This window comes from Klebsiella sp. KE9456 (assembly GCF_043832615.1).
Taxonomy (GTDB): Bacteria; Pseudomonadota; Gammaproteobacteria; order Enterobacterales; family Enterobacteriaceae; genus Klebsiella; species Klebsiella indica.
In genome coordinates, this window is record NZ_JBDYQK010000001.1 from 232539 (window position 1) to 255121 (window position 22583).

17 protein-coding genes are annotated in these 22583 nt (G+C 55.5%); 12 read left to right on the top strand and 5 right to left on the bottom strand.

Annotated elements, in window-relative coordinates:
* Positions 1–21: 21 nt before the first annotated feature.
* From ABK821_RS01020 to ABK821_RS01040, 5 genes are all read right to left on the bottom strand, one after another.
* Positions 22–1062 (bottom strand): NADP(H)-dependent aldo-keto reductase, encoded by a 1041-nt coding sequence (locus tag ABK821_RS01020; RefSeq protein WP_138360159.1) that lies wholly within the window; start codon positions 1060–1062, stop codon positions 22–24.
* 234 nt (positions 1063–1296) lie between these two features.
* Positions 1297–1515, bottom strand: coding sequence for a YgdI/YgdR family lipoprotein (locus ABK821_RS01025; RefSeq protein ID WP_004105255.1), 219 nt, complete (start codon positions 1513–1515; stop codon positions 1297–1299).
* A gap of 114 nt (positions 1516–1629) precedes the next feature.
* Complete coding sequence (locus tag ABK821_RS01030; protein WP_138360214.1) at positions 1630–2343, bottom strand: TerC family protein; 714 nt, start codon at positions 2341–2343, stop codon at positions 1630–1632.
* Positions 2344–2511: 168 nt separating this feature from the next.
* Positions 2512–3207: a DNA mismatch repair endonuclease MutH gene (gene mutH / locus ABK821_RS01035; protein WP_343178370.1), complete on the bottom strand. Its 696-nt coding sequence runs from the start codon at positions 3205–3207 to the stop codon at positions 2512–2514.
* Between the two features lie 109 nt (positions 3208–3316).
* Positions 3317–3448, bottom strand: coding sequence for a hypothetical protein (locus ABK821_RS01040; RefSeq protein WP_241675616.1), 132 nt, complete (start codon positions 3446–3448; stop codon positions 3317–3319).
* A 441-nt stretch (positions 3449–3889) separates the two neighbouring features.
* Here ABK821_RS01040 and rppH point away from each other — a divergent pair, with 441 nt between their 5' ends.
* The 12 genes from rppH to recD all read left to right on the top strand — a co-directional run bounded on the left by rppH (position 3890) and on the right by recD (position 22461).
* Positions 3890–4420 (top strand): RNA pyrophosphohydrolase, encoded by a 531-nt coding sequence (rppH, locus tag ABK821_RS01045; protein WP_138360156.1) that lies wholly within the window; start codon positions 3890–3892, stop codon positions 4418–4420.
* Between the two features lie 12 nt (positions 4421–4432).
* Entirely contained in the window at positions 4433–6679 is a 2247-nt protein-coding gene (gene ptsP / locus ABK821_RS01050) for a phosphoenolpyruvate--protein phosphotransferase (RefSeq protein WP_138360155.1), read from the top strand.
* Between the two features lie 219 nt (positions 6680–6898).
* Positions 6899–7774, top strand: a complete 876-nt coding sequence (gene lgt, locus ABK821_RS01055) for a prolipoprotein diacylglyceryl transferase (RefSeq protein ID WP_138360154.1) — start codon at positions 6899–6901, stop codon at positions 7772–7774.
* Positions 7775–7780: 6 nt separating this feature from the next.
* Positions 7781–8575: a thymidylate synthase gene (gene thyA / locus ABK821_RS01060; protein ID WP_138360153.1), complete on the top strand. Its 795-nt coding sequence runs from the start codon at positions 7781–7783 to the stop codon at positions 8573–8575.
* A 377-nt stretch (positions 8576–8952) separates the two neighbouring features.
* Positions 8953–9420, top strand: coding sequence for a prepilin peptidase-dependent protein (locus ABK821_RS01065; protein WP_142502571.1), 468 nt, complete (start codon positions 8953–8955; stop codon positions 9418–9420).
* Positions 9411–9974 (top strand): prepilin peptidase-dependent protein, encoded by a 564-nt coding sequence (locus ABK821_RS01070; RefSeq protein WP_142502570.1) that lies wholly within the window; start codon positions 9411–9413, stop codon positions 9972–9974. The genes ABK821_RS01065 and ABK821_RS01070 overlap by 10 nt, the downstream gene beginning before the upstream one ends.
* Positions 9971–10378, top strand: coding sequence for a DUF2509 family protein (locus ABK821_RS01075; protein ID WP_138360150.1), 408 nt, complete (start codon positions 9971–9973; stop codon positions 10376–10378). Before ABK821_RS01070 ends, ABK821_RS01075 begins: the two co-directional genes overlap by 4 nt.
* Positions 10363–10686 (top strand): prepilin-type N-terminal cleavage/methylation domain-containing protein, encoded by a 324-nt coding sequence (locus ABK821_RS01080; protein WP_138360149.1) that lies wholly within the window; start codon positions 10363–10365, stop codon positions 10684–10686. The genes ABK821_RS01075 and ABK821_RS01080 overlap by 16 nt, the downstream gene beginning before the upstream one ends.
* 12 nt (positions 10687–10698) lie before the next feature.
* Entirely contained in the window at positions 10699–14073 is a 3375-nt protein-coding gene (recC, locus tag ABK821_RS01085) for an exodeoxyribonuclease V subunit gamma (RefSeq protein WP_343178369.1), read from the top strand.
* A 128-nt stretch (positions 14074–14201) separates the two neighbouring features.
* Positions 14202–17087, top strand: a complete 2886-nt coding sequence (ptrA, locus tag ABK821_RS01090; protein WP_343178368.1) for a pitrilysin — start codon at positions 14202–14204, stop codon at positions 17085–17087.
* Entirely contained in the window at positions 17084–20629 is a 3546-nt protein-coding gene (gene recB / locus ABK821_RS01095) for an exodeoxyribonuclease V subunit beta (RefSeq protein WP_343178367.1), read from the top strand. Before ptrA ends, recB begins: the two co-directional genes overlap by 4 nt.
* Positions 20626–22461 (top strand): exodeoxyribonuclease V subunit alpha, encoded by a 1836-nt coding sequence (gene recD, locus ABK821_RS01100; RefSeq protein ID WP_142502567.1) that lies wholly within the window; start codon positions 20626–20628, stop codon positions 22459–22461. The genes recB and recD overlap by 4 nt, the downstream gene beginning before the upstream one ends.
* Positions 22462–22583: the final 122 nt, after the last annotated feature.

Genomic DNA, 22583 nt, shown 5'->3' on the forward strand with positions numbered 1-22583 from the left:
GCCCCGGGAAGGTGACTTTTCCTACGGTGCCGGGTAGGTATAAATTCGATGCACCGCTTCAATCTCCGCCAGCACCTCTTCGCTTAGTGTCAGATGGAGGCTTTCGACGTTAGTCTGAAGCTGCGCCATGGTCGTCGCCCCAAGCAGGGTGCTGGCGACAAACGGCTGGCGACGCACGAAAGCCAGCGCCATTTGTGCCGGGTCAAGATTATGGCGTTTTGCGATATCGACATAGGCCGCCACCGCTTTCTGAGTCTGCTCGCCGCTATAGCGGGTAAAGCGGCTGAACAGGGTATTGCGCGCGCCGGCGGGTTTCGCGCCGTTGAGGTATTTCCCGGTCAGCGTACCGAATGCCAGACAGGAATAAGCTAACAGCTCCACGCCTTCATACTGGCTCACTTCCGACAGCGCCACTTCATAGCTGCGGTTCACCAGGCTGTAAGGATTCTGAATCGTCACAATACGCGGCAAATCATGCTTGTCCGCCAGATGGAGATAGCGCATCACGCCAAAAGCCGTTTCGTTGGAGACGCCAATATAGCGAATCTTCCCGGCGCGCTGGAATTCAGCCAGCGCTTCCAGGGTATCCAGCAGGGTGACGACCGGGGCGGAATCGGTCCAGGTGTAGCCCAGTTTACCAAAACAGTTGGTTGGCCGCTGCGGCCAGTGGACCTGATAGAGGTCAAGATAATCAGTCTGCAACCGCTTCAGGCTGTCGTGCAGCGCCTCGCGGATATTTTTACGATCCAGCGCATGGTTAGGGCGAATGCTGCTGTCGTTATTGCGGGCAGGGCCGCTCACTTTGGAGGCGATAACCAGCTTTTCGCGATTACCGCGTTTTGCCAGCCAGTTACCGACATAGGTTTCCGTCAGGCCCTGGGTTTCCGGGCGCGGCGGGACAGGATACATTTCGGCGACATCGATCAGGTTGATGCCCTGACTGACAGCGTAATCGAGCTGGTCGTGCGCGTCTGCCTCGCTATTCTGCTCACCAAACGTCATTGTGCCCAGTCCCAGCGTGCTGATTTCAAGAGAACTGTGTGGGATACGGTGATACTGCATAGCCGGTTTCCTTTTTTGTTACAAGGTCAGGCGTTCCCCGACAAAGGAATATAAAAATGGCAGAGGGGAAGAAAAAGGGGAAGTAAAAAGATCAAAAAAAGCCGGGTTTACGGAATCTGGCCTGATTTATCCGGAGATGGATCAGGATATCCCGACTCTTTTCGCAAATGAAAAGGGGACGAAAACACCGCTTAACTCTGTGATAAACGGCTCGTCGCAGGTTGGCGTGAAAGCTTACCGTTTAATAATCTGCGAGACATCATCGCGATTGATCTGCATTTTGTTCCCTTGCTGATCTTCGTAGCTGATAAGACCGGTGTCGTCGTCAATCGCAGGTTTACCGTCTGTCAGAATCATACGTCCGTCTTTGGTTGCCATGACATAATCGCTGCTGCAGCCGGAAACGGAGAATGCCAGTCCTACGGCGGAAATCAATACTGCCCATTTTTTCATCGTTATTACCTCTATTTTGGCCGTACCTTCTATCAGATTAATAGTCTGATTTCTGGAATATAAGAATCAGTAAAGTCTTAAAAGGGATGACAGCCCTTTTCAGGGCTGTGCGGGTTACAGCGGATTTTTTTTATTTCGTAGCAGATTGAGGCTCTCAACCGCAATCGAAAAGAACATAGCGAAATAAATGTAGCCTTTCGGCACGTGCACATCAAAACTTTCCAGTATCAGCGTGAAGCCGACGAGAATCAAAAATGACAGCGCCAGCATTTTCACCGAAGGGTGGCGGTCAACAAAATCGCCTATCGAACGGGCGGCCACCATCATCACCAGTACGGCAATAACGACCGCCGCCATCATGATGAACAGATGATCCGACAGCCCGACGGCGGTAATCACCGAATCAAGGCTGAAAATGATATCCAGCAGCATAATCTGCACAATGGCGCCAATAAATGAATGAACGTTGGTTTTTAACCCCTCTTCTTCTCCTTCAATGGATTCGTGAATCTCTTTACTCGCTTTCCAGATCAGGAATAACCCGCCGAGTAGCAGGATCAGATCGCGAAATGAGATCGCCTGGCCCAGCACGGTAAACAGCGGGTTGGTGAGCTTAACGACCCATGCGATTGACGCCAGTAACGCCAGACGCATGATCATTGCCCCCATAAGCCCGATGCGGCGGGCATGAGCCCGTTGCGCAGTGGGAAGCTTGGCCACGACCAGAGAGAGGAAAATAATATTATCGATCCCAAGCACTATCTCCAGTAGCGTCAGCGTACCAAGCGCCAGCCAGGCGTTAGGATCGGTTACCCATGCAAATAACATCATTCAAAGTCCTGCAAAATAGAAAGAAGTGATTATATGCAACCCGCATGGCAGAACAAAAAATTAATCATGGACAGTAATCGCCGTGCGCGACTGCTCCGGCGCCTTCCTGCGCTGCTCGCCCCTGGAGCCAGCGCACGCGTTGTTAAACACCGCCCGCGGTGTGAATTATCCAGAGGAAAGAAGGAAGTGGCGGGCCAGCAGGGCGGCGGTGAAGTTTTTCTTCAGGTAGAAACCGCGCGGTAACGTGAGGATCGGCTCTCCGTGGGCGCCAACCGCTTCGGTCAGGGCCTTGCTATTTGCCGCTTTTGGGCGCAATTGCAGCACTTCGCCGTGACGCGCAGTGATGCGTTCAACTTGCCCAAGCACGATCAGATCCATCAGCTCTTCCCAGTCCATGCGTAGCTGACGCGCTTCTTCTTCGCTGGGGCTCCACAGCAGAGGCGCGCCCACCCGGCGGCTGGCGAGCGGAATCGTTCGCTCGCCCTCTACCGGGATCCACAGTACGCGCTTGAGTTTATGACGCACATGGCTGCTCTCCCAGGTGACGCCGCTATTACCGGTGAGCGGCGCGACGCAGACGAAGGTCGTTTCCAGCGGACGCCCCTGAGAATCGACAGGGATGGTTTTCAATTCAACGCCGAGAGCGGCGAAATCCTGCTCGGGCTTGCTGCCTGCGCTGGCGCCAAGCCAAATTTCCAGCAGGATACCGATCCAGCCTTTATCACGTTTTAAATCGCGCGGAACGGGAATACTGGCAAGGGCGGCCAGCTCACCCAGTGAATAACCTGCCAGCTGCCGCGCCTGAGCCAGAAGCTGTTCCTGGCTTTGCGGTGGCGATAAGAGCGGCGCGATATTCGGCATAACATGAAACCTCTGGCTAAAAAATAAGCGGTAATTTCGTCCGTTGTGGATAGAGTTTACCTTTTCCTGACTAACTATGACAATTTGATGATTCATATGGCTTTTTTAATTATTTTTTGCCGTTATGAAAAATCTGGAGGCAGGTTTTCCAGAACTGGTCACCGACAATGAACAGGATCTTACACCATGTTATCCACAGAAAAATGGGATAACTGGGGAAAAGCGCCACTACTGTTTCCATTTACAGCCTTGACGTGGGAGAAAAATCGAGTTTTTAGCCAAAATATGTCCAGAGTACTTGCGCAAGCTGTGGATAAAACCGACATTGTTCGATCTTTCATCAGTTCCGGGATCGTATATGTGATGATCGTCACGTTACACTGTGAATGATGAAATTTAAACAAGGTAACTTAATGAAAATAAATATATTATTATGTGGGTTGATTACGCCGCTGTTCGGATTACTCTGGGTTTTCCCTGGTTAATTCCGTACTTCTTCACAACTCTATCCACAGAAAAAGTGAATAAAATCGCGCGTGGACGGCTTTCACTGTTTATAACTCGGGGGATTGCTGTGAGTTATTCAAATGTTATTCGATCTCATCTCGTTCACAGAGTGGTTTACCGTTTCCAGCGAGTGTGAAACAATCATTCGCATTGAAGCTTATTTTGAGGTAGTCCGGTGATTGATGACGATGGCTACCGCCCAAATGTCGGTATTGTAATCTGTAATCGCCAGGGTCAGGTTATGTGGGCCAGGCGCTATGGTCAGCACTCGTGGCAGTTCCCGCAAGGGGGCATTAATCCAGGAGAATCAGCAGAGCAGGCGATGTATCGGGAATTGTTCGAAGAAGTTGGGTTAAACCGCAAAGATGTGCGGATTCTGGCTTCAACCCGTAACTGGTTGCGTTACAAATTGCCTAAACGTTTGGTGCGTTGGGACACAAAGCCGGTATGTATCGGCCAGAAACAGAAGTGGTTTCTCCTGCAATTGATTGGCAGTGATGCGGATGTCAATATGCAAACCAGCAGTACACCTGAATTTGATGGCTGGCGATGGGTAAGCTACTGGTATCCGGTGCGTCAGGTGGTGTCGTTTAAGCGCGATGTCTACCGCCGGGTGATGAAAGAGTTCGCCAGCGCCACAATGGCGCTGGCAGAAAGTTCGCCTAAGCCGCAAAGCGCGCCTGCATATCGACGTAAAAGAGGTTAAGCCACACACATTATGCTCACTCGGTTGCGAGAAATAGTCGAGAAGGTCGCGAGTACGCCACGTTTAAACGAGGCGCTGGATATCCTGGTAACCGATATCTGCGCCGCAATGGAAACGGAAGTCTGCTCGGTTTATCTGGCTGACAACGACCGGCGCTGTTATTACCTGATGGCGACTCGCGGGTTGAAAAAGCCCCGCGGGCGCATTGTCGCGCTCGCTTTTGACGAAGGCCTGGTCGGCCTCGTCGGCCGTCTGGCAGAACCCATTAACCTCGCCGACGCGCAAAAGCATCCCAGCTTTAAATATATTCCTGCGGTAAAAGAGGGGCGTTTCCGCGCCTTCCTTGGCGTGCCGATTATCCAGCGGCGCCAATTGCTGGGGGTGCTGGTGGTGCAGCAGCGCGAGTTGCGCCAGTTTGACGAAAGTGAAGAGTCTTTTCTTGTTACGCTGGCCACGCAAATCGCCGGTATTCTTTCTCAGTCCCAGTTAAACGCACTGTTTGGTCAATATCGTCAGACCCGCATTCGCGCCCTGCCTGCTTCGTCCGGCGTCGCCATTGCTGAAGGCTGGATGGACGTTAGCCTGCCGCTGATGGAGCAGGTTTATGAAGCCTCGACGCTTGATACCGCTGCCGAGCGCGAGCGTCTGACCATCGCGCTGGAAGAGGCGGCGAACGAGTTTCGTCGTTACAGCAAACGCTATTCTGCCGGCGCGCAGAAAGAGACGGCGGCCATCTTTGACCTCTATTCACACCTGCTTTCCGACGCGCGCCTGCGTCGTGAACTGTTCGCTGAAGTGGATAAAGGCGCGGTGGCCGAATGGGCGGTGAAGAAGATCATCGAGCAGTTTGCCGAACAGTTTGCCGCGCTCAGTGATGGCTATCTGAAAGAGCGTGCGGGTGATTTACGCACGTTAGGCCAGCGACTGCTGTTTCACCTTGATGACAGCATTCAGGGAACGGATAGCTGGCCGGAGCGCATCATACTGGTGGCGGACGAACTGTCGGCCACGACTCTGGCGGAAGTTCCTCAGGACCGTTTAGCAGGCGTGGTGGTACGTGACGGCGCGGCGAACTCGCATGCTGCGATTATGGTTCGTGCGCTGGGCATTCCGACGGTGATGGGGGCGGATATTCAGCCTTCGCTGCTGCACGGTCATACCCTGATCGTCGACGGTTACCGCGGCGAGCTGCTGGTCGATCCGGAGCCGGTGTTGCTGCAGGAATACCAGCGCCTGATTAGCGAAGAGAATGAACTTAGCCGCCTGGCTGAGGACGATCTCAAGCGGGCGTCTGAACTGAAAAGCGGCGAGCGAGTAAAAGTGATGCTCAATGCGGGGCTGAGCCCTGAGCATGAGGAGAAGCTCGGCAATTTCGTCGATGGTATCGGTCTGTACCGCACCGAGATTCCCTTTATGCTGCAAAGCGGCTTCCCCTCTGAAGAGGAGCAGGTTGCCCAGTATCAGGGAATGCTACAGATGTTCAACGAGAAATCGGTGACTCTGCGCACGCTGGATGTCGGCGCGGATAAACAGCTGCCGTATATGCCAATCAGCGAAGAGAACCCGTGTCTTGGCTGGCGCGGTATTCGCATCACGCTCGATCAGCCGGAGATTTTTCTGGTGCAGATACGCGCCATGCTGCGCGCCAATGCGGCGACCGGTAACCTCAGTATTTTGCTGCCGATGGTGACCAGCCTGGATGAAGTGGATGAGGCTCGTCGTCTTATCGATCGCGCCAGCCGTGAAGTGGAAGACATGATCGGCTATGCCATTCCACGTCCGCGTCTTGGCGTGATGCTGGAAGTGCCGTCGATGGTCTTTATGCTTCCACAACTGGCTAATCGCATTGATTTTATCTCTGTTGGCACTAATGACCTGACCCAGTATATTCTGGCGGTGGATCGCAATAATACCCGGGTGGCCAGTATGTATGACAGCCTGCACCCAGGAGTTCTCAGGGCGCTGGCGATGATCGCCCGCGATGCCGAGCGTTTCGACATCGATCTGCGACTGTGTGGTGAAATGGCGGGTGATCCGATGTGCGTGACGATCCTCATCGGTATGGGTTATCGCCATTTGTCAATGAATGGTCGCTCGGTGGCAAGAGTGAAATATCTGCTGCGCCGTATCGATATTGATGAGGCCCAGGAACTTTCCCGCCGCAGTCTGGAAGCGCAGATGGCGACTGAAGTCCGTCACCAGGTTGCGGCTTTTATGGAGCGGCGCGGTCTCGGCGGCCTGATTCGCGGAGGCCGATAGCTGTCATTATCGGACGGCGCGTGAACAAGGCGCAACGCGCCGCCTCCGGAACTCCTCTGCTGCTCATTCGCATTCGTATACATATCTTTTACACGTCCGGCTCGGATCGTCTTTCGCGCATATGTTATCATTCGCAGCCTTTGGAGCGCTGGTTTCTGGCTGGCGCGGATGATCCCCGCTGTCCACTTTCGGCGGAATAACAAGTCTTTATGGTGACAGATGAATAGTGGCTACCTGCATTTTCCGGACTTTGATCCGGTAATATTTTCCATTGGACCGGTCTCCCTGCACTGGTACGGCCTGATGTATCTGGTCGGGTTTATTTTTGCCATGTGGCTGGCCACCCGTCGGGCCAATCGTCCGGGTAGCGGCTGGACGAAAAATGAAGTTGAAAACCTGCTGTACGCCGGGTTCCTGGGGGTCTTCCTCGGCGGGCGTATCGGTTACGTCTTTTTCTATAATCTGCCGCTCTTCCTGGAGGATCCGCTCTACCTGTTCCGCGTCTGGGATGGCGGCATGTCCTTCCACGGCGGCCTGATCGGTGTGATTCTGGTGATGATCATCTTCGCCAGACGCACGAAGCGAACCTTCTTCCAGGTCTCTGATTTTATTGCGCCGCTGATTCCGTTTGGCCTTGGCGCCGGGCGGCTGGGCAACTTTATCAACGGCGAACTGTGGGGGCGTGTCGATCCGAACTTCCACTATGCGATGATTTTCCCCGGCTCCCGCGCCGAAGATCTGGCTCTGCTGCCGTCACATCCCGAGTGGCAATCGTTGTTCGATACCTATGGTGCGCTGCCCCGCCATCCTTCACAGTTGTATGAGCTGGCGCTGGAAGGCGTGGTGCTGTTCCTGATCCTGAACCTGTTTATTCGCAAACCGCGCCCGACCGGCTCGGTTTCTGGTCTTTTCCTGATTGGCTACGGCCTGTTCCGCATTATTGTGGAATTTTTCCGTCAGCCCGACGCGCAGTTCACCGGCGCCTGGGTGCAGTACATCAGTATGGGACAGATTCTTTCGATTCCTATGGTGCTTGCGGGTATCATTATGATGGTCTGGGCGTACCGTTGTCGTCCGCAGCAACAAAACTCTTGAGGAACCATGAAACAGTATCTTGATTTGATGCAGAAAGTGCTCGACGAGGGCACGCAAAAAAATGACCGCACCGGTACCGGCACCGTCTCTATCTTCGGCCACCAGATGCGTTTTAACCTGCAGGAAGGATTCCCGTTGGTGACGACCAAACGCTGTCATTTACGCTCCATCATCCATGAACTGTTGTGGTTCCTGCAGGGAGATACCAACGTTGCGTATCTGCATGAAAACAACGTTACCATCTGGGATGAATGGGCCGATGAAAACGGCGATCTGGGGCCGGTCTATGGCAAGCAGTGGCGCTCCTGGCCTGCGCCGGATGGTCGTCATATCGACCAGATCAGCACGGTGATGGAACAGTTGAAAAATGACCCGGATTCACGGCGTATTATCGTCTCGGCATGGAACGTTGGCGAACTGAACAAAATGGCGCTGGCGCCGTGCCATGCGTTTTTCCAGTTTTACGTGGCGGATGGCAAGCTCTCCTGCCAGCTGTATCAGCGCTCCTGCGATGTGTTCCTTGGCCTGCCGTTCAATATCGCCAGCTACGCCTTGCTGGTGCATATGGTGGCGCAGCAGTGCGACCTGGCAGTGGGTGATTTTGTCTGGACCGGGGGCGACACGCATCTGTACAGCAACCATATGGAGCAGACGCATCTGCAGCTGAGCCGCGAACCCCGCGCATTGCCGAAACTGGTCATCAAACGCAAACCGGCGTCGATTTTCGACTACCGCTTTGAAGACTTTGAAATTGAAGGCTATGACCCGTATCCGGGAATTAAAGCGCCGGTGGCGATTTAATTCCCCGGAGTGAATGTTTTTGCTTAGTGGCCTGTTCTGTTCACGATAAATAACGTGGACAAGGGGCATATCCCTTGCGTGTGAACGTCCTTGGGAGATTTCGCCTGGCCCTGGCAAGTTTGTCCAGCCTCGAACGACCTCACTGGCCGCCGTCCTGGCGGCCAGTCCTGCATGTGTGCCAGCGTGCTCTCACCCGTTTTCGTGCTCACCTCCCTGCGGCAAGCCCGTGGAAAATCTGCTGCCATCGGGCGCCTTTTTGTTCGCTGGTTTCCTCCGTCTTTGCAAGCCATTGCAACGTCTTTAATACTCTCCGAGGCGCGACGCAAACGCGCATTTTTCCGTTCGAAAAAGGTATTGCTGATACCCATACTCAGCTCATGAACAGAGAACATGGCTATACCCTGACGGAAACCCTGGTCGCACTGATACTGGTCGTTATTCTTTGCGCCAGTGGGCTATATGGCTGGCACAGCTGGCAACGGCAGCAGCGCCTGTGGCAAACAGCCTGTCAGGTTCGCGACTTTCTGCTGCTGCTGCGTGATGATGCCAACTGGCATAATCGTAACCGGCTGTTAAACGTTGGTCGGAGCGGGGAGGGCTGGTGCCTGAGCGCCACTGGTTCCACGGCCGACTGTCGTGAAAAGGATGTTTTCACGCTATACCCGCTGTGGCCGGAAGTTTCGCTCCGCGTCATGACGCCTGGGCTGGGTTTTTACGGCCTGCGGAATACCGCCTGGGCCGGACATATCCGGCTGGAAAGCGCGGCTGGTGGCTGGAACATTATTGTCTCTAACTGGGGGCGAATCCGTCTCTGCCGTGGTGAGGAGACGGTATCATGTCTGTAATACGCCGTGGTTTTTCGCTACCAGAAACACTGATCGTGATGGCTATCAGCTCGGTGCTATTGTCAGGCGGCGCGCGCTTTCTCCCGGCCTTACAGTCGGCAACGCTTCTCCTGACCCGGCAACAGTCGTTGGAAAATGAACTCTGGCAGCGTATTTACACCGTGGCGAAGCATTTGCAACGCGCCGGTTATTGCAACGGCCGCTGTCGCGGAGAGGCGCTGCATATTGCCGCAAGTGGTGATTGTCTGCTTGTCCGCTGGGATGGCAACAGCGATGGCGTCTGGAATACGGCTCCACTGTCAGAATCGGATATGACCGGGTTCCGGTTACGTGATGGCGCGCTGGAAACCCAGCGTGGGGCGGACAGCTGTAATGGTAAAGGCTGGGAGAAAATGACTAATCCGGCGGCGATTAAAATCACCACGTTTCACATTTCCCGCTACGACAGAGCGGGATTCCCCCCGGAATTATCGATAACGCTGGCGGCACAATCCATTTTTGGTCGGCAAATCCACGCCCGTGCGGAATACAGCGTAACAGGATATAACCTGTGAATCGTCAGCGTGGTTTCTCTTCCTTGTTGATGGTGCTTCTGCTGTTCGCGCTCGGCAGTTTGTTGCTTCAGGGGCTGAACCAACAGCAGCGTTCTCTGCTGGCGCAAGCAGCCAACGAAATGCAGGCCCTGCGCGATACTGCCAGCGTGCAATCTGCGCTACAGTGGGGAAAAGGCCTTTCCTGGCCGCGACAGGAAGCGGTGAGCTGTCAGCAGGATGTCACGCTCGGCTGGCGTGCCTGCCTGCGAATCTTCAGCGATGCATCGGTATTGCTGATTGGCGGCAGCGGTACCATGCTGCTGTGGCAAACCGGCACGGTGGAACAAAACCGTGTCCGATTTTCTCCCCACGGCTGGAGCGATTTTTGCCCGTTAAAGGAGGCGAGCTTATGCCAGATGCCCTGAAGAAGCAGGACGGTTTTAGCCTGCCAGAAACGCTACTGGCTTTAATGCTGATGGTCATGACCGTCACCGCCCTGGCAGGTTATCAGCGTGCGCTGGCCAATGGCTTTATGCAGATCAATCAGTACCGTCAACTGTGGCGCGATGCGTGGCGATTCAGTCAGCTTAATCCGCCAGCAGTGCCGGATAATCGCCAGATATCCCGCATGCAGACATCGGCGCAAAGATGTGTCAGCATCACGGTAACGATCACCATGCCCGCCGTCAGGCGGGCCCAGATGACCAGGCTACATTGCCCGGTCAGTCAGTAGGCAGGAGCGAATATGTTAAGGGTGTACCATTCAAACCGTCTGGATGTGCTGGAAGCATTGATGGAGTTTATCGTCGAGCGTCAGCCGCTGGATGACCCTTTCATGCCGGAAATGGTTCTGGTCCAGAGTAGCGGGATGGCGCAATGGCTACAGATGTCGTTGGCCAGACGATTCGGCATCGCAGCCAATATCGAATTCCCGTTACCCGCCAGTTTCATTTGGGACATGTTCGTTCATGTACTGAAAGATATCCCTGGCGAAAGCGCGTTCAGCAAGCAAAGTATGAGCTGGAAGCTCATGACCCTGTTACCGCAGCGGCTAAATGACGATGCTTTTATGCCGCTACGTCACTATCTGAGCGATGATAACGACAAGCGCAAACTTTTCCAGTTGTCGGCAAGAGTGGCGGATCTCTATGACCAGTACCTGGTTTATCGCCCCGAGTGGCTGATGCGCTGGGAGGACGACCAGCGCGTAGACGGGCTGGGCGAGGCGCAGGTATGGCAAGCCCCGCTGTGGAAGGCGTTAGTAGAATATACGGCTGATTTGGGGCAGCCGCTGTGGCATCGCGCCAATTTGTATCAACGCTTTATCAGCGCGCTTGAAGCCGCGAAGGAACCGCCTGCCGGGCTCCCGTCCCGGGTATTTATATGCGGCATCTCGGCGCTGCCGCCGGTGTATCTGCAGGCGCTACAGGCGCTGGGAAAACATGTGGATGTTTACGTGCTCTTCACTAACCCTTGCCGCTACTACTGGGGGGATATTAAAGATCCCGCATTTCTGGCAAGGCTGATGTCTCGCCAGCGCCGTCACCACCGCGAAACATCGCGAGAGCTGCCGCTGTTTCGTGATACGGCGCTGGCGCCAGGACTGTTCAACGATGCCGGGGAGCAAGATGTCGGCAACCCATTGCTGGCCTCATGGGGCAAGCTGGGGCGCGACTATATCTATCTGCTGGCGGGTCTGGAACGCTATGACGAGCTGGATGCTTTCGTCGATATCGTGCCGGATAATTTGCTGCACAATCTTCAGGCGGATATTCTCGACTTGCGCAATGCGGCGGTGACCGGACGCAGCGCGGAGGAGTTCGCCAACAGCGGCGGCAAGCGGGTTTTAGCGGCGGACGATCGCAGCCTGACGATCCACGTCTGTCACAGCCCGCAGCGCGAGGTAGAAGTGCTGCACGACCGGCTGCTGGCCATGCTGGAAGAGGATCCTGAACTGACGCCGCGCGATATTATCGTTATGGTGGCGGATATTGATAGCTATAGCCCGTATATTCAGGCCGTCTTTGGGAGTGCGAGCGGTGAACGCTGGCTACCGTGGGCCATCTCTGACCGTCGCGCCCGTGAGTCGCATCCGGCGCTACAGGCATTTATCACTCTCCTTTCTCTGCCGGAGAGTCGCTTTGCCAGCGAAGATGTGCTGGCGCTACTGGATGTTCCGGTGCTGGCCGCGCGATTTAACATTAACGAAGAGGGGTTGCGCTACCTGCGCCAGTGGGTAAACGAATCCGGTGTCCGCTGGGGGATGGATGACGACAACGTGCGTGAACTGGATCTCCCGGCGACCGGTCAGCACACCTGGCGATTTGGCCTGACGCGTATGTTATTAGGCTACGCGATGGACAGCAGTGAGGGGGAGTGGCGCTCGGTGCTACCTTATGACGAATCGAGCGGGCTTATCGCCGAGCTGGTTGGTCATCTCGCATCATTGCTGATGCAGCTTAATCTCTGGCGCCGCGGCCTGGCGGAAGATCGCCCGTTAGCCGAGTGGCTACCGGTATGTCGCGATCTGCTGAACGACTTTTTCCTTCCGGATAGCGAGACGGAAGCTGCCCTGGCGTTGATTGAGCAGCAGTGGCAGGCCGTGATTAATGGCGGGGTAGAGGCGCAATATGCTGAAGCGGTGCCGCTGTCTTTACTCCGCGATGAGCTGGCTCAACGGCTCGATATGCAGCGAATCAGCCAGCGATTTCTCGCCGGGCCGGTGAATATTTGTACTCTGATGCCAATGCGCTCGATTCCTTTCAAGGTGGTTTGCTTGTTGGGTATGAATGATGGTGTTTATCCGCGTACCCTGCCGCCGTTAGGGTTTGATTTAATGAGCCAGAAGCCGCAACGCGGGGATCGTAGTCGTCGTGATGACGACCGTTATCTGTTTCTTGAAGCGCTGATGTCCGCCGGGCAAAAGCTGTATATCAGCTATATTGGTCGTTCAATTCAGGATAACAGCGAGCGCTATCCCTCCGTACTGGTCCAGGAGCTGGCTGATTATATTGGTCAGAGCCACTGCCTGGCTGGCGATGAAGCTCTGGATTGCGATGCCAGCGAACGTCGTGTTAAAGAACATATTACTCATCTGCATACGCGTATGCCTTTCGATGCGGATAATTTTCTTGCGAATGAAGAACAAAGCTATGCCCGGGAATGGCTGCCAGCCGCCAGCCAACAGGGGGCGGCCCACAGCGATTTTATCCAGCCGCTGCCCGCGCTGGAAATAGACCACCTGCCTTTCGGGCAGTTGCTGCGTTTCTGGCAGCACCCTGTCCGCGCCTTCTTTCAGCAGCGGTTACGGGTTAATTTTCGCCCGGAGGAGAGCGAGATCCCCGACGATGAGCCCTTCACTCTCGAAGGTTTGAGTCGTTATCAGTTGAACCAGCAGTTGCTCAATACGCTTATTGAGCAGCAGGATGCTTCGGCAATGTATCGTCGTTTCCGCGCGGCCGGGGAGTTGCCCTATGGCGCTTTTGGCGAGCTGGCCTGGGAGGCTCAACGGCAGGAGATGCAAAACCTGGCTGAGCGGGTGATCGCCAGTCGGCTGCCCGGGCAAAGTATGGAAATTGATCTGCAATGTAACGGCGTCAACATTACCGGGTGGCTACAGCAGGTACAATCTGACGGTTTGTTGCGCTGGCGACCATCGCTGTTAAGCATGGCGCAAGGGATGCAACTTTGGCTGGAGCATCTTGTCTATTGTGCCAGCGGAGGAACGGGAGAAAGCCGGCTGTTTGTGCGCAAAGAAGGGGGGTGGCGTTTCCCCCCGCTGGCGCAGGAGCAGGCTCAGGAATATCTGAATGATCTGGTTGATGGTTATCTGCAAGGCATGTCTGAACCACTGCTGCTGCTGCCGGAAAGCGGCGGCGCGTGGCTAAAAGTCTGTTATGACGCTGAGAAGAATATCATGTTAATGGATGAAGAGACGCAACAAAAAGCGCGTAGTAAATTTCTTCAGGCTTATGACGGGAATATGGTGGTCCGCGGTGAAGGTGCAGATGTCTGGTATCAACGCCTGTGGCGAACGCTGGAACCAGCATACTATGAAGAGATCATCGCGCAAACGCAGCGCTATTTACTGCCGATATTTCGTTTTCATCAGTCCGCATAACATGGCAGTAGTATAAAAATTGCGCAAAAGAATGGTGGTTCATTTATGATGCGCAACAAATCACGGACTGATGTTTGATAAGGCTGCATATGGTGCAGCGCCAGGTTTGTTAATAATGAGGTTCGTGAATGCCCCGCAGTGTATGGTTTAAGGTTATTGTCATACTGGTCGCCCTTTGGGCGCCGTTAAGTCAGGCAGACATCGGATGGCAACCTATTCAGGAAACTATCCGTAAAAGTGAAAATGATCCCCGTCAATATCAAGCGATTCGCCTGGATAATGACATGGTGGTGCTGCTGGTCTCCGATCCGCAGGCGGTGAAATCGCTGTCGGCGTTGGTTGTTCCTGTCGGTTCTCTGCAGGACCCCATTGAACATCAGGGGCTGGCCCACTTTCTTGAGCATATGACGTTAATGGGCTCGAAAAAGTATCCCCGGCCCGATAGCCTCGCCGAATTTCTCAAAATGCACGGCGGCAGCCACAACGCCAGTACCGCGCCGTATCGCACTGCGTTCTATCTTGAAGTGGAAAACGATGCTCTGGACGGTGCCGTCGATCGTCTGGCTGACGCCATTGCCGCGCCGCTGCTGGATAAAAAATATGTCGAACGCGAGCGTAATGCGGTTAATGCTGAACTGACCATGGCGCGAACCCGGGACGGGATGCGAATGGCGCAGATTAGCGCGGAAACCATCAATCCGGCGCACCCTGGTTCGCATTTTTCTGGTGGTAACCTTCAGACGCTAAGCGACAAACCTGGCAAACCGGTGCTTGATGCGCTTCACGCTTTCCGCGACAAATGGTATTCCGCCAACCTGATGAAAGCGGTGATCTACAGCAATAAGCCTTTGCCGGAACTGGCGGGCATCGCGGCTGCCACCTATGGTCGCGTACCGAATCACGCTATCAGCAAACCGAAAATTACCGTGTCGGTGGTGACTGATGCGCAAAAGGGCATCATTATTCACTATGTTCCGGCGCTGCCGCGTAAAGTGCTGCGTGTGGAATTTCGCATTGATAACAATAGCGATCAGTTTCGCAGCAAAACTGACGAGCTGATCACCTATATGATCGGTAATCGCAGCCCCGGCACGCTTTCAGACTGGTTACAAAGGCAGGGGCTGGTTGAAGGCATCCGGGCGGATTCCGATCCGGTCGTCAACGGTAATAGCGGGGTGCTGGCCATCTCCGCGACCCTGACGGACAAAGGCCTGTCGCATCGTGATGAAGTCACGGCAGCTATCTTTAGCTACCTTAACCTGTTGCGTAGCCAGGGGATCGATAAACGTTATTTTGACGAACTGGCCCATGTGCTGGCGCTTGATTTTCGCTACCCGTCCATTAACCGCGATATGGATTACGTCGAATGGCTGGCGGATACCATGATCCGCGTGCCGGTCGAACATGCTCTGGATGTGGTAAATATTGCCGATCGCTACGATCCGCAGGCGATTAACGATCGGCTGGCGATGATGACGCCGCAAAACGCCCGTATCTGGTATATCAGCCCGAAAGAACCGCATAACAAGATGGCTTATTTCGTCGATGCGCCCTATCAGGTGGATAAAATCAGCGATCAGACTTTTGCCGACTGGCAGTTGAAATCCAGCGCCATCGATCTCAAGCTACCGCAACTGAACCCCTACATTCCTGACGATTTCTCCTTAATTAAAAGTGACAAAGCCTGGCCGCATCCGCAGTTGATCGTCAATGAACCGACCCTACGCGTGGTTTATGCGCCGAGCCAGTTTTTCGCCAGTGAACCGAAAGCGGATATCTCGCTGGTTCTGCGCAATCCGCAGGCGATGGACAGCGCTCGTCGGCAGGTCATGTTCGCCCTCAATGATTATCTGGCGGGTATTGCGCTTGATCAGCTCAGTAATCAGGCGGCTGTCGGGGGAATCACCTTTTCTACCGGCGCCAATAATGGATTGATGGTCAACGCCAATGGCTATACGCAGCATCTTCCGCAGTTGTTTAGCGCGTTGCTCGATGGTTACTTCAGCTATACGCCAACAGAAGAACAGTTGAAGCAGGCGAAGTCCTGGTATGCCCAGATGATGGATTCGGCGGATAAAGGCAAAGCCTACGATCAGGCGATAGTCCCGATCCAGATGGTTTCTCAGGTGCCTTACTTTCAGCGTGAAGAGCGCCGGGCGCTACTGCCGTCAATTACGCTGCAAGAGGTGCTGGAATACCGCGAGAATCTCAAAACGAAAGGTCGCCCTGAATTTTTGGTGATTGGCAATCTCACGGCGGATCAATCCATCGCCATGGCGCGGCAGATTCAAAAGCAACTGGGGGCCGACGGCAACGAGTGGTGCCGTAACAAAAATGTGCGGGTAGACCGTAAACAACTGGCGATTTTGGAAAAAACTGGCAACAGCACTGATTCCGCGCTGGCCGCCGTTTTTGCACCGCCTGACGTTGACGAATACACCAGCTCTGCCGCCAGTTCTCTTCTCGGGCAAATCGTGCAACCGTGGTTCTATAACCAGTTGCGCACCGAAGAACAACTGGGCTATGCGGTCTTCGCCTTCCCGATGAACGTGGGCCGCCAGTGGGGTATGGGCTTCTTACTGCAGAGCAGCAACAAACAGCCAGCTTTCCTCTGGCAACGCTTCAGGGCGTTCTTCCCGACGGCGGAAGCCCGATTACGGGCGATGACGCCGCAAGCATTTGCGCAAATTCAGCAGGCGGTTATCAGCCAGATTCAGCAAGCGCCGCAAACGCTGAGCGAAGAAGCGTCAAAGCTGAGCAAAGATTTCGATCGCGGTAATATGCGTTTCGATTCACGTGATAAAGTAGTGGCTCAGATTAAACTGCTGACGCCGCAAAAACTTGCTGACTTTTTCCATCAGACGGTGGTGGATCCGCAAGGCATGGCGATACTCTCTCAGGTTTCCGGCAGCCAGAATGGCAAAGTGGAATACGCTCATCCGCAGGGTGGCAAAATCTGGGAAAAAGTCAGCGCATTGCAGAAATCTCTACCCCTGATGCGAGAAGATGAATGACCGACACCGCCGAGTCTCTTGACCCACTGCGCTTGCCCCTGACAGGCGAGCGCCTGATTGAAGCCTCTGCGGGCACCGGCAAAACCTTTACTATCGCCGCGCTCTATCTGCGGCTGCTGCTGGGGCTGGGGGGCGAATCCGCTTTCCCCCGGCAGGTCAGTGTTGAAGAACTGCTGGTGGTGACCTTCACCGAAGCGGCGACTGAAGAGTTGCGCGGGCGTATTCGCAGCAATATCCACGAGCTGCGTATCGCGTGTCTGCGTGACAGCACCGACAACCCTCTCTACGCCGGACTGCTGGCGGAAATCACCGATAAAGACCAGGCGGCGCAAACGCTGCTGCTGGCGGAACGCCAGATGGATGAAGCCGCGGTGTTCACCATTCACGGCTTCTGTCAGCGGATGCTGAGCCTTAACGCTTTTGAATCCGGTATGCTGTTTGAACAGCAACTGATTGAAGATGAATCACGCCTGCGCTATCAGGCCTGCGCCGATTTCTGGCGTCGGCATTGTTATCCGCTACCGCGCGATATCGCTGCGGTTATCGATGCGACGTGGAAAGGTCCGCGTGATCTTTTGAAGTCAATCGAGCGCTGGTTGCAGGGGGAAGCGCCGCAGCTTAAATCTCCACCGGCAGATGAAGAAACACTGGCCGAACGCCACCAGCAAATTATCGGGCGCATTAACGCCCTTAAACAACAGTGGCGGGAGCAGGCGGGGGAGATAGCGGAGGTGCTGGAAAACTCCGGTCTGGACCGACGCAAGTTTAATCGTGGAAATCAGGGGAAATGGCTGGAGAAAGTGGATGCCTGGGCGCAGGAAGAGACCCTGAACTACCAGCTACCGGAGGCGCTGGAAAAGTTCTCCCAGGCCTTCTTGCTTGAACGCACTAAAGCGGACGGTTTACCGCCTGTACACCCGTTGTTTAGCGCGGTAGAGGCGCTACTGTCGTCAGCGTTAACCTTGACTGACCTGGTTATTGCCAGGGCGATGGTCGAAATCCGTCAGGCGGTGGCGCGGGAAAAACGTCGCCGCGGTGAGCTTGGTTTTGACGATATGCTCAGCCGCCTGGACGAGGCCTTGCGCGGGGATAGCGGAGACGCGCTGGCCTGCGCGATTCGTCAGCGTTTCCCGGTGGCGATGATCGATGAATTCCAGGATACCGATCCACAGCAATATCGTATTTTCCGTCGTATCTGGCGGCGACAGGCGGATACCGCGCTGCTGCTGATTGGCGATCCCAAGCAGGCCATTTACGCTTTCCGTGGCGCGGACATCTTCACCTATATGAGGGCGCGCAGCGACGTGAGCGCCCACTATACGCTGGATACTAACTGGCGCTCTGCGCCGGGAATGGTTGAGAGCGTTAATCGTCTGTTCAGCCTCAGCGATAACCCTTTTATGTTCCGCGAGATACCGTTCCTGCCGGTGAAATCAGCAGAGAAAAACCAGGGGCTGCGCTTTACCGTCGATGATGCCGCGGTGCCGGCGATGAATATCTGGCTGATGCCGGGCGAAGCCGTTGGCGCGGGAGATTATCAGGCGTTTATGGCTCAGCTTTGCGCGACGCAAATTCGCGACTGGCTCAGCGCCGGGCAGCAGGGAAAGGCGCTGTTATGGCGTGGGGAGCGCGCGACACCGGTGCAGGCTTCGGACATCACGGTGCTGGTGCGTAACCGTCAGGAGGCATCGTTGATCCGTGATGCCCTCCAGCTGTTGTCGATTCCGTCCGTGTATCTCTCCAACCGGGATAGCGTATTTGAAACACCGGAAGCACGGGAACTGTTATGGTTGCTGCAGGCGGTGCTGGCTCCCGATCGTGAAGAAACCTTGCGCAGTGCGCTGGCGACGTCAATGTTCGGCCTTAACGCGTTCGATATTGACAAGCTCAATCAAAATGAGCGGGCCTGGGATGAGCTGGTCGAGGAGTTTAGCGGTTACCGGCAAATCTGGCGGCAGCGTGGGATCATGCCGATGCTGCGCGCGCTGATGACAGCGCGAAATATCGCGGAAAATTTGCTGGCGACCCGCGGCGGCGAGCGGCGGTTGACCGATATCCTGCATATTAGCGAGCTACTTCAGGAGGCAGCCAGTCAACTGGAGAGTGAACATGCGCTGGTACGCTGGCTGACGCAGCATATCGCTGAGCCGGATAGCAATGCTTCCAGCCAGCAGATGCGCCTGGAAAGCGACAAACACCTGGTGCAGATTGTCACCATTCATAAATCGAAAGGGCTGGAATATCCGCTGGTCTGGTTGCCGTTTATTGCGCGTTTTCGCAAACAGGATCAGGCCTTTTATCATGACAGAGATTCCTTTGCCGCCGTTCTTGATCTGGGAGAGGATGACGGCAGCATGGCGCTGGCGGAAGCCGAGCGTCTGGCCGAAGATTTGCGCCTGCTGTATGTGGCGCTCACCCGCTCAGTCTGGCACTGCAGCCTTGGCGTCGCGCCGCTGAGCACCCGGCGTAGCGACAAACCCGGCGTCAGTGACTTTCACCACAGCGCGCTCGGTCGCCTGATACAGAGGGGGGAAGCACTGGATGCCGCAGGGCTGATGGCGCGTTTGCAGGCATTTTGTTGCGAAGATATCGCCCTGCAGATCCCCACGCTGGCGGCGCAAACGCCCTGGCAGGCTCCGCAGACGCCATTGCCGCCGCTCTCTGCGCGTAGGCTTGCGCGTACGATAGCTGACGACTGGCGAGTTACCAGCTACTCTGGTTTGCAGCAGAACGGGCACAGCGCGGCGCTGGACCTTCTGCCGCGGCTTGATGTCGACGCCGCGGGCATCGGCGAAGTGGGGGAAGATCCGCAGCTCACGCCGCACCAGTTCCCGCGCGGCGCGTCGCCGGGGACCTTTTTGCACGGTCTGTTCGAAGATCTCGATTTTACCCGGCCGATACCTGCCGACTGGGTGGCGGAAAAACTGCAGCTTAGCGGGTTCGATGAAAAGTGGACGCCGGTGCTGACTACGTGGCTGGATGGCGTGCTGCGTACCCGTTTACCGGGCGCGGAGATCGCCCTGAACCAGCTTAGCGCAGGAGATAAACAGGTGGAGATGGCATTTTATCTGCCGATTGAACAGCCGCTCGATCCGCTGCGTCTGGATGCGCTGATTCGTCAGTACGATCCGCTCTCCGTCGATACGCCGATTCTTGATTTCCGCCAGGTGCGCGGCATGCTGAAAGGCTTTATCGACCTGGTGTTCCGCCATAACGGCCGTTATTACCTGCTGGATTACAAATCCAACTGGCTGGGAGAGGATCGCGAGGCTTATACCCGGCAAGCGATGATGCAGGCAATGCGTTCGCATCGTTACGACTTGCAGTATCAGCTTTACAGCCTGGCGCTGCACCGCTATTTGCGTCACCGGGTCGCGAATTACGACTATGAACGCCATTTCGGCGGTGTAATTTATCTCTTTTTACGCGGCATGGACGGGCAGGATGACGGGCAGGGGATTTTTACCACTCGTCCGGCGCTACCGCTAATTGCTGGCCTTGATGCGCTGTTTGCCGGGGAAATGCAGGAGGTCGCGTTATGACCATGGATGAACTATTGCTGGAAGCGGTTGAGCAGCGCCTGCTGCGCCCGCTGGATGTCCAGTTTGCGTTGATGGTGGCGCAAGATGCGCATCCGACGGTGAAACTGGCGGCCGCGATTCTGAGCCGCGACGCCGGAGAAGGGCACGTCTGCCTGCCTGTTTCGTGTCTCAAAGACGATGAGCTGCTGCATGCGAAAACGGTGAACCTGGGCGAGAAAATCCGCGAGCTGACGGGCGATCCAGACGACTGGTCAGCACAACTGCTTGATTCTTCGGCTATCAGCCGTGGCGAGCGCGCGACGCCGATGATCCTCTGCGGGGAGCGGCTCTACCTCAACCGGATGTGGCGTAATGAATTAACCGTTGCACACTTTTTTAACCAGACTAATCAGGTGCTGGATATAGATGAAAGCCTGCTGGCTTCAACGCTCAATGCGCTGTTTCCCCCGTCTGATGATGTTGACTGGCAAAAAGTGGCTGCGGCGGTTGCTCTGACCCGACGCATTTCGGTGATTTCCGGCGGCCCGGGCACCGGTAAAACGACTACTGTCGCCAGACTACTGGCAGCGCTGATTCAGACGAACACGCGTCCGCGTTGCCGTATCTGTCTGGCGGCGCCAACCGGTAAAGCCGCCGCGCGCCTGACCGAATCCCTGGGCGCGGCGCTACGCCGTCTTCCGTTAACGGAAGAACAAAAGGCGCTGGTGCCAACCGAAGCCAGTACCTTGCATCGTTTACTGGGCGCTCAGCCGGGGAGCCAGCGGCTGCGCTATCACGCCGGAAATCCACTGCATCTCGATGTACTGGTGGTGGATGAAGCCTCAATGATTGACCTGCCGATGATGTCGCGTCTGATCGATGCGCTGCCTGAACACGGCCGGGTTATTTTTCTCGGCGACCGCGATCAGCTGGCTTCGGTAGAGGCCGGGGCGGTACTGGGTGATATTTGCGCGTGGGTCAATGTGGGATATACACCGGAGCGGGCGGCGCAGCTTGCCCGCTTAACCGGTCAGCCGGTCCCTGCGGGCGAAGGCGAGGTGGCTGGAGCGTTGCGCGACAGCCTGTGTCTGCTGCAAAAAAGCTACCGTTTTGGTCGTCATTCCGGCATCGGGCAACTGGCTTACGCGGTTAACCGCGGCGAGCGGGGCGCAGTCAGAGCAATCCTGCGCCAGCCATTTGATGATATTGCTTTGTACCCACTTAGCACCACGGAAGAGTATGAATCCATGCTTATTCAGGCGCAGGCGGGCTATAGTCGCTTCCTGCAACGGCTACGCGAGCGGGCCGGGCCAGAAGAGGTGATTGCCGCATTTACTGAATTCCAGTTGCTGTGCGCTCTGCGCGATGGCCCCTATGGCGTTAGCGGGGTGAATGAACAGCTGGAGCAGATGCTCAACCGTCAGCGGGCCATCGCTCTGCCACGATATTCCCGCTGGTATGAAGGACGTCCGGTGATGATCTCCCGTAACGACAGCGCGCTGGGGCTGTTTAACGGGGATATCGGTATCGCCCTGGAAAGAGGCGATGGGCTGCGAGTCTGGTTCCCGATGCCTGATGGTCGCATTAAGTCGGTCCATCCTGGCCGCCTGCCGGAACACGATACCGCCTGGGCGATGACGGTGCATAAATCGCAAGGGTCAGAGTTCGATCATGCGGCGCTGATTCTACCTTCCCGTAGCGTGCCGCTGGTGACCCGTGAACTGGTTTATACCGCCATTACCCGCGCGAAACAGCGGTTGTCGATATATGCCGATGAGCAGGTGCTTACCCAGGCAATCGTCGCGCGTACTGAACGGCGCAGCGGTCTGGCGGATATTTTCGCCGGGAAGTAAATGTATACACGCTGGCGGATCCGTTGTATGTCTTTCAGGGCATGGCACACGAGACCATCGGCAGGGCAAAATCAGTGTCACCATCATTTTCAGATGATAAAAAATTACCGCAATTATCCCCG

Coding starts and splice junctions, on each gene's coding strand:
- ABK821_RS01020 (WP_138360159.1), bottom strand. CDS start 1,062: ATGCAGTATCACCGTATCCCACACAGTTCTCTTGAAATCAGCACGCTG.
- ABK821_RS01025 (WP_004105255.1), bottom strand. CDS start 1,515: ATGAAAAAATGGGCAGTATTGATTTCCGCCGTAGGACTGGCATTCTCC.
- ABK821_RS01030 (WP_138360214.1), bottom strand. CDS start 2,343: ATGTTATTTGCATGGGTAACCGATCCTAACGCCTGGCTGGCGCTTGGT.
- mutH (WP_343178370.1), bottom strand. CDS start 3,207: ATGCCGAATATCGCGCCGCTCTTATCGCCACCGCAAAGCCAGGAACAG.
- ABK821_RS01040 (WP_241675616.1), bottom strand. CDS start 3,448: ATGGAAACAGTAGTGGCGCTTTTCCCCAGTTATCCCATTTTTCTGTGG.
- ptsP (WP_138360155.1), top strand. CDS start 4,433: ATGCTCACTCGGTTGCGAGAAATAGTCGAGAAGGTCGCGAGTACGCCA.
- lgt (WP_138360154.1), top strand. CDS start 6,899: ATGAATAGTGGCTACCTGCATTTTCCGGACTTTGATCCGGTAATATTT.
- thyA (WP_138360153.1), top strand. CDS start 7,781: ATGAAACAGTATCTTGATTTGATGCAGAAAGTGCTCGACGAGGGCACG.
- ABK821_RS01065 (WP_142502571.1), top strand. CDS start 8,953: ATGAACAGAGAACATGGCTATACCCTGACGGAAACCCTGGTCGCACTG.
- ABK821_RS01070 (WP_142502570.1), top strand. CDS start 9,411: ATGTCTGTAATACGCCGTGGTTTTTCGCTACCAGAAACACTGATCGTG.
- ABK821_RS01080 (WP_138360149.1), top strand. CDS start 10,363: ATGCCAGATGCCCTGAAGAAGCAGGACGGTTTTAGCCTGCCAGAAACG.
- recC (WP_343178369.1), top strand. CDS start 10,699: ATGTTAAGGGTGTACCATTCAAACCGTCTGGATGTGCTGGAAGCATTG.
- ptrA (WP_343178368.1), top strand. CDS start 14,202: ATGCCCCGCAGTGTATGGTTTAAGGTTATTGTCATACTGGTCGCCCTT.
- recB (WP_343178367.1), top strand. CDS start 17,084: ATGACCGACACCGCCGAGTCTCTTGACCCACTGCGCTTGCCCCTGACA.
- recD (WP_142502567.1), top strand. CDS start 20,626: ATGACCATGGATGAACTATTGCTGGAAGCGGTTGAGCAGCGCCTGCTG.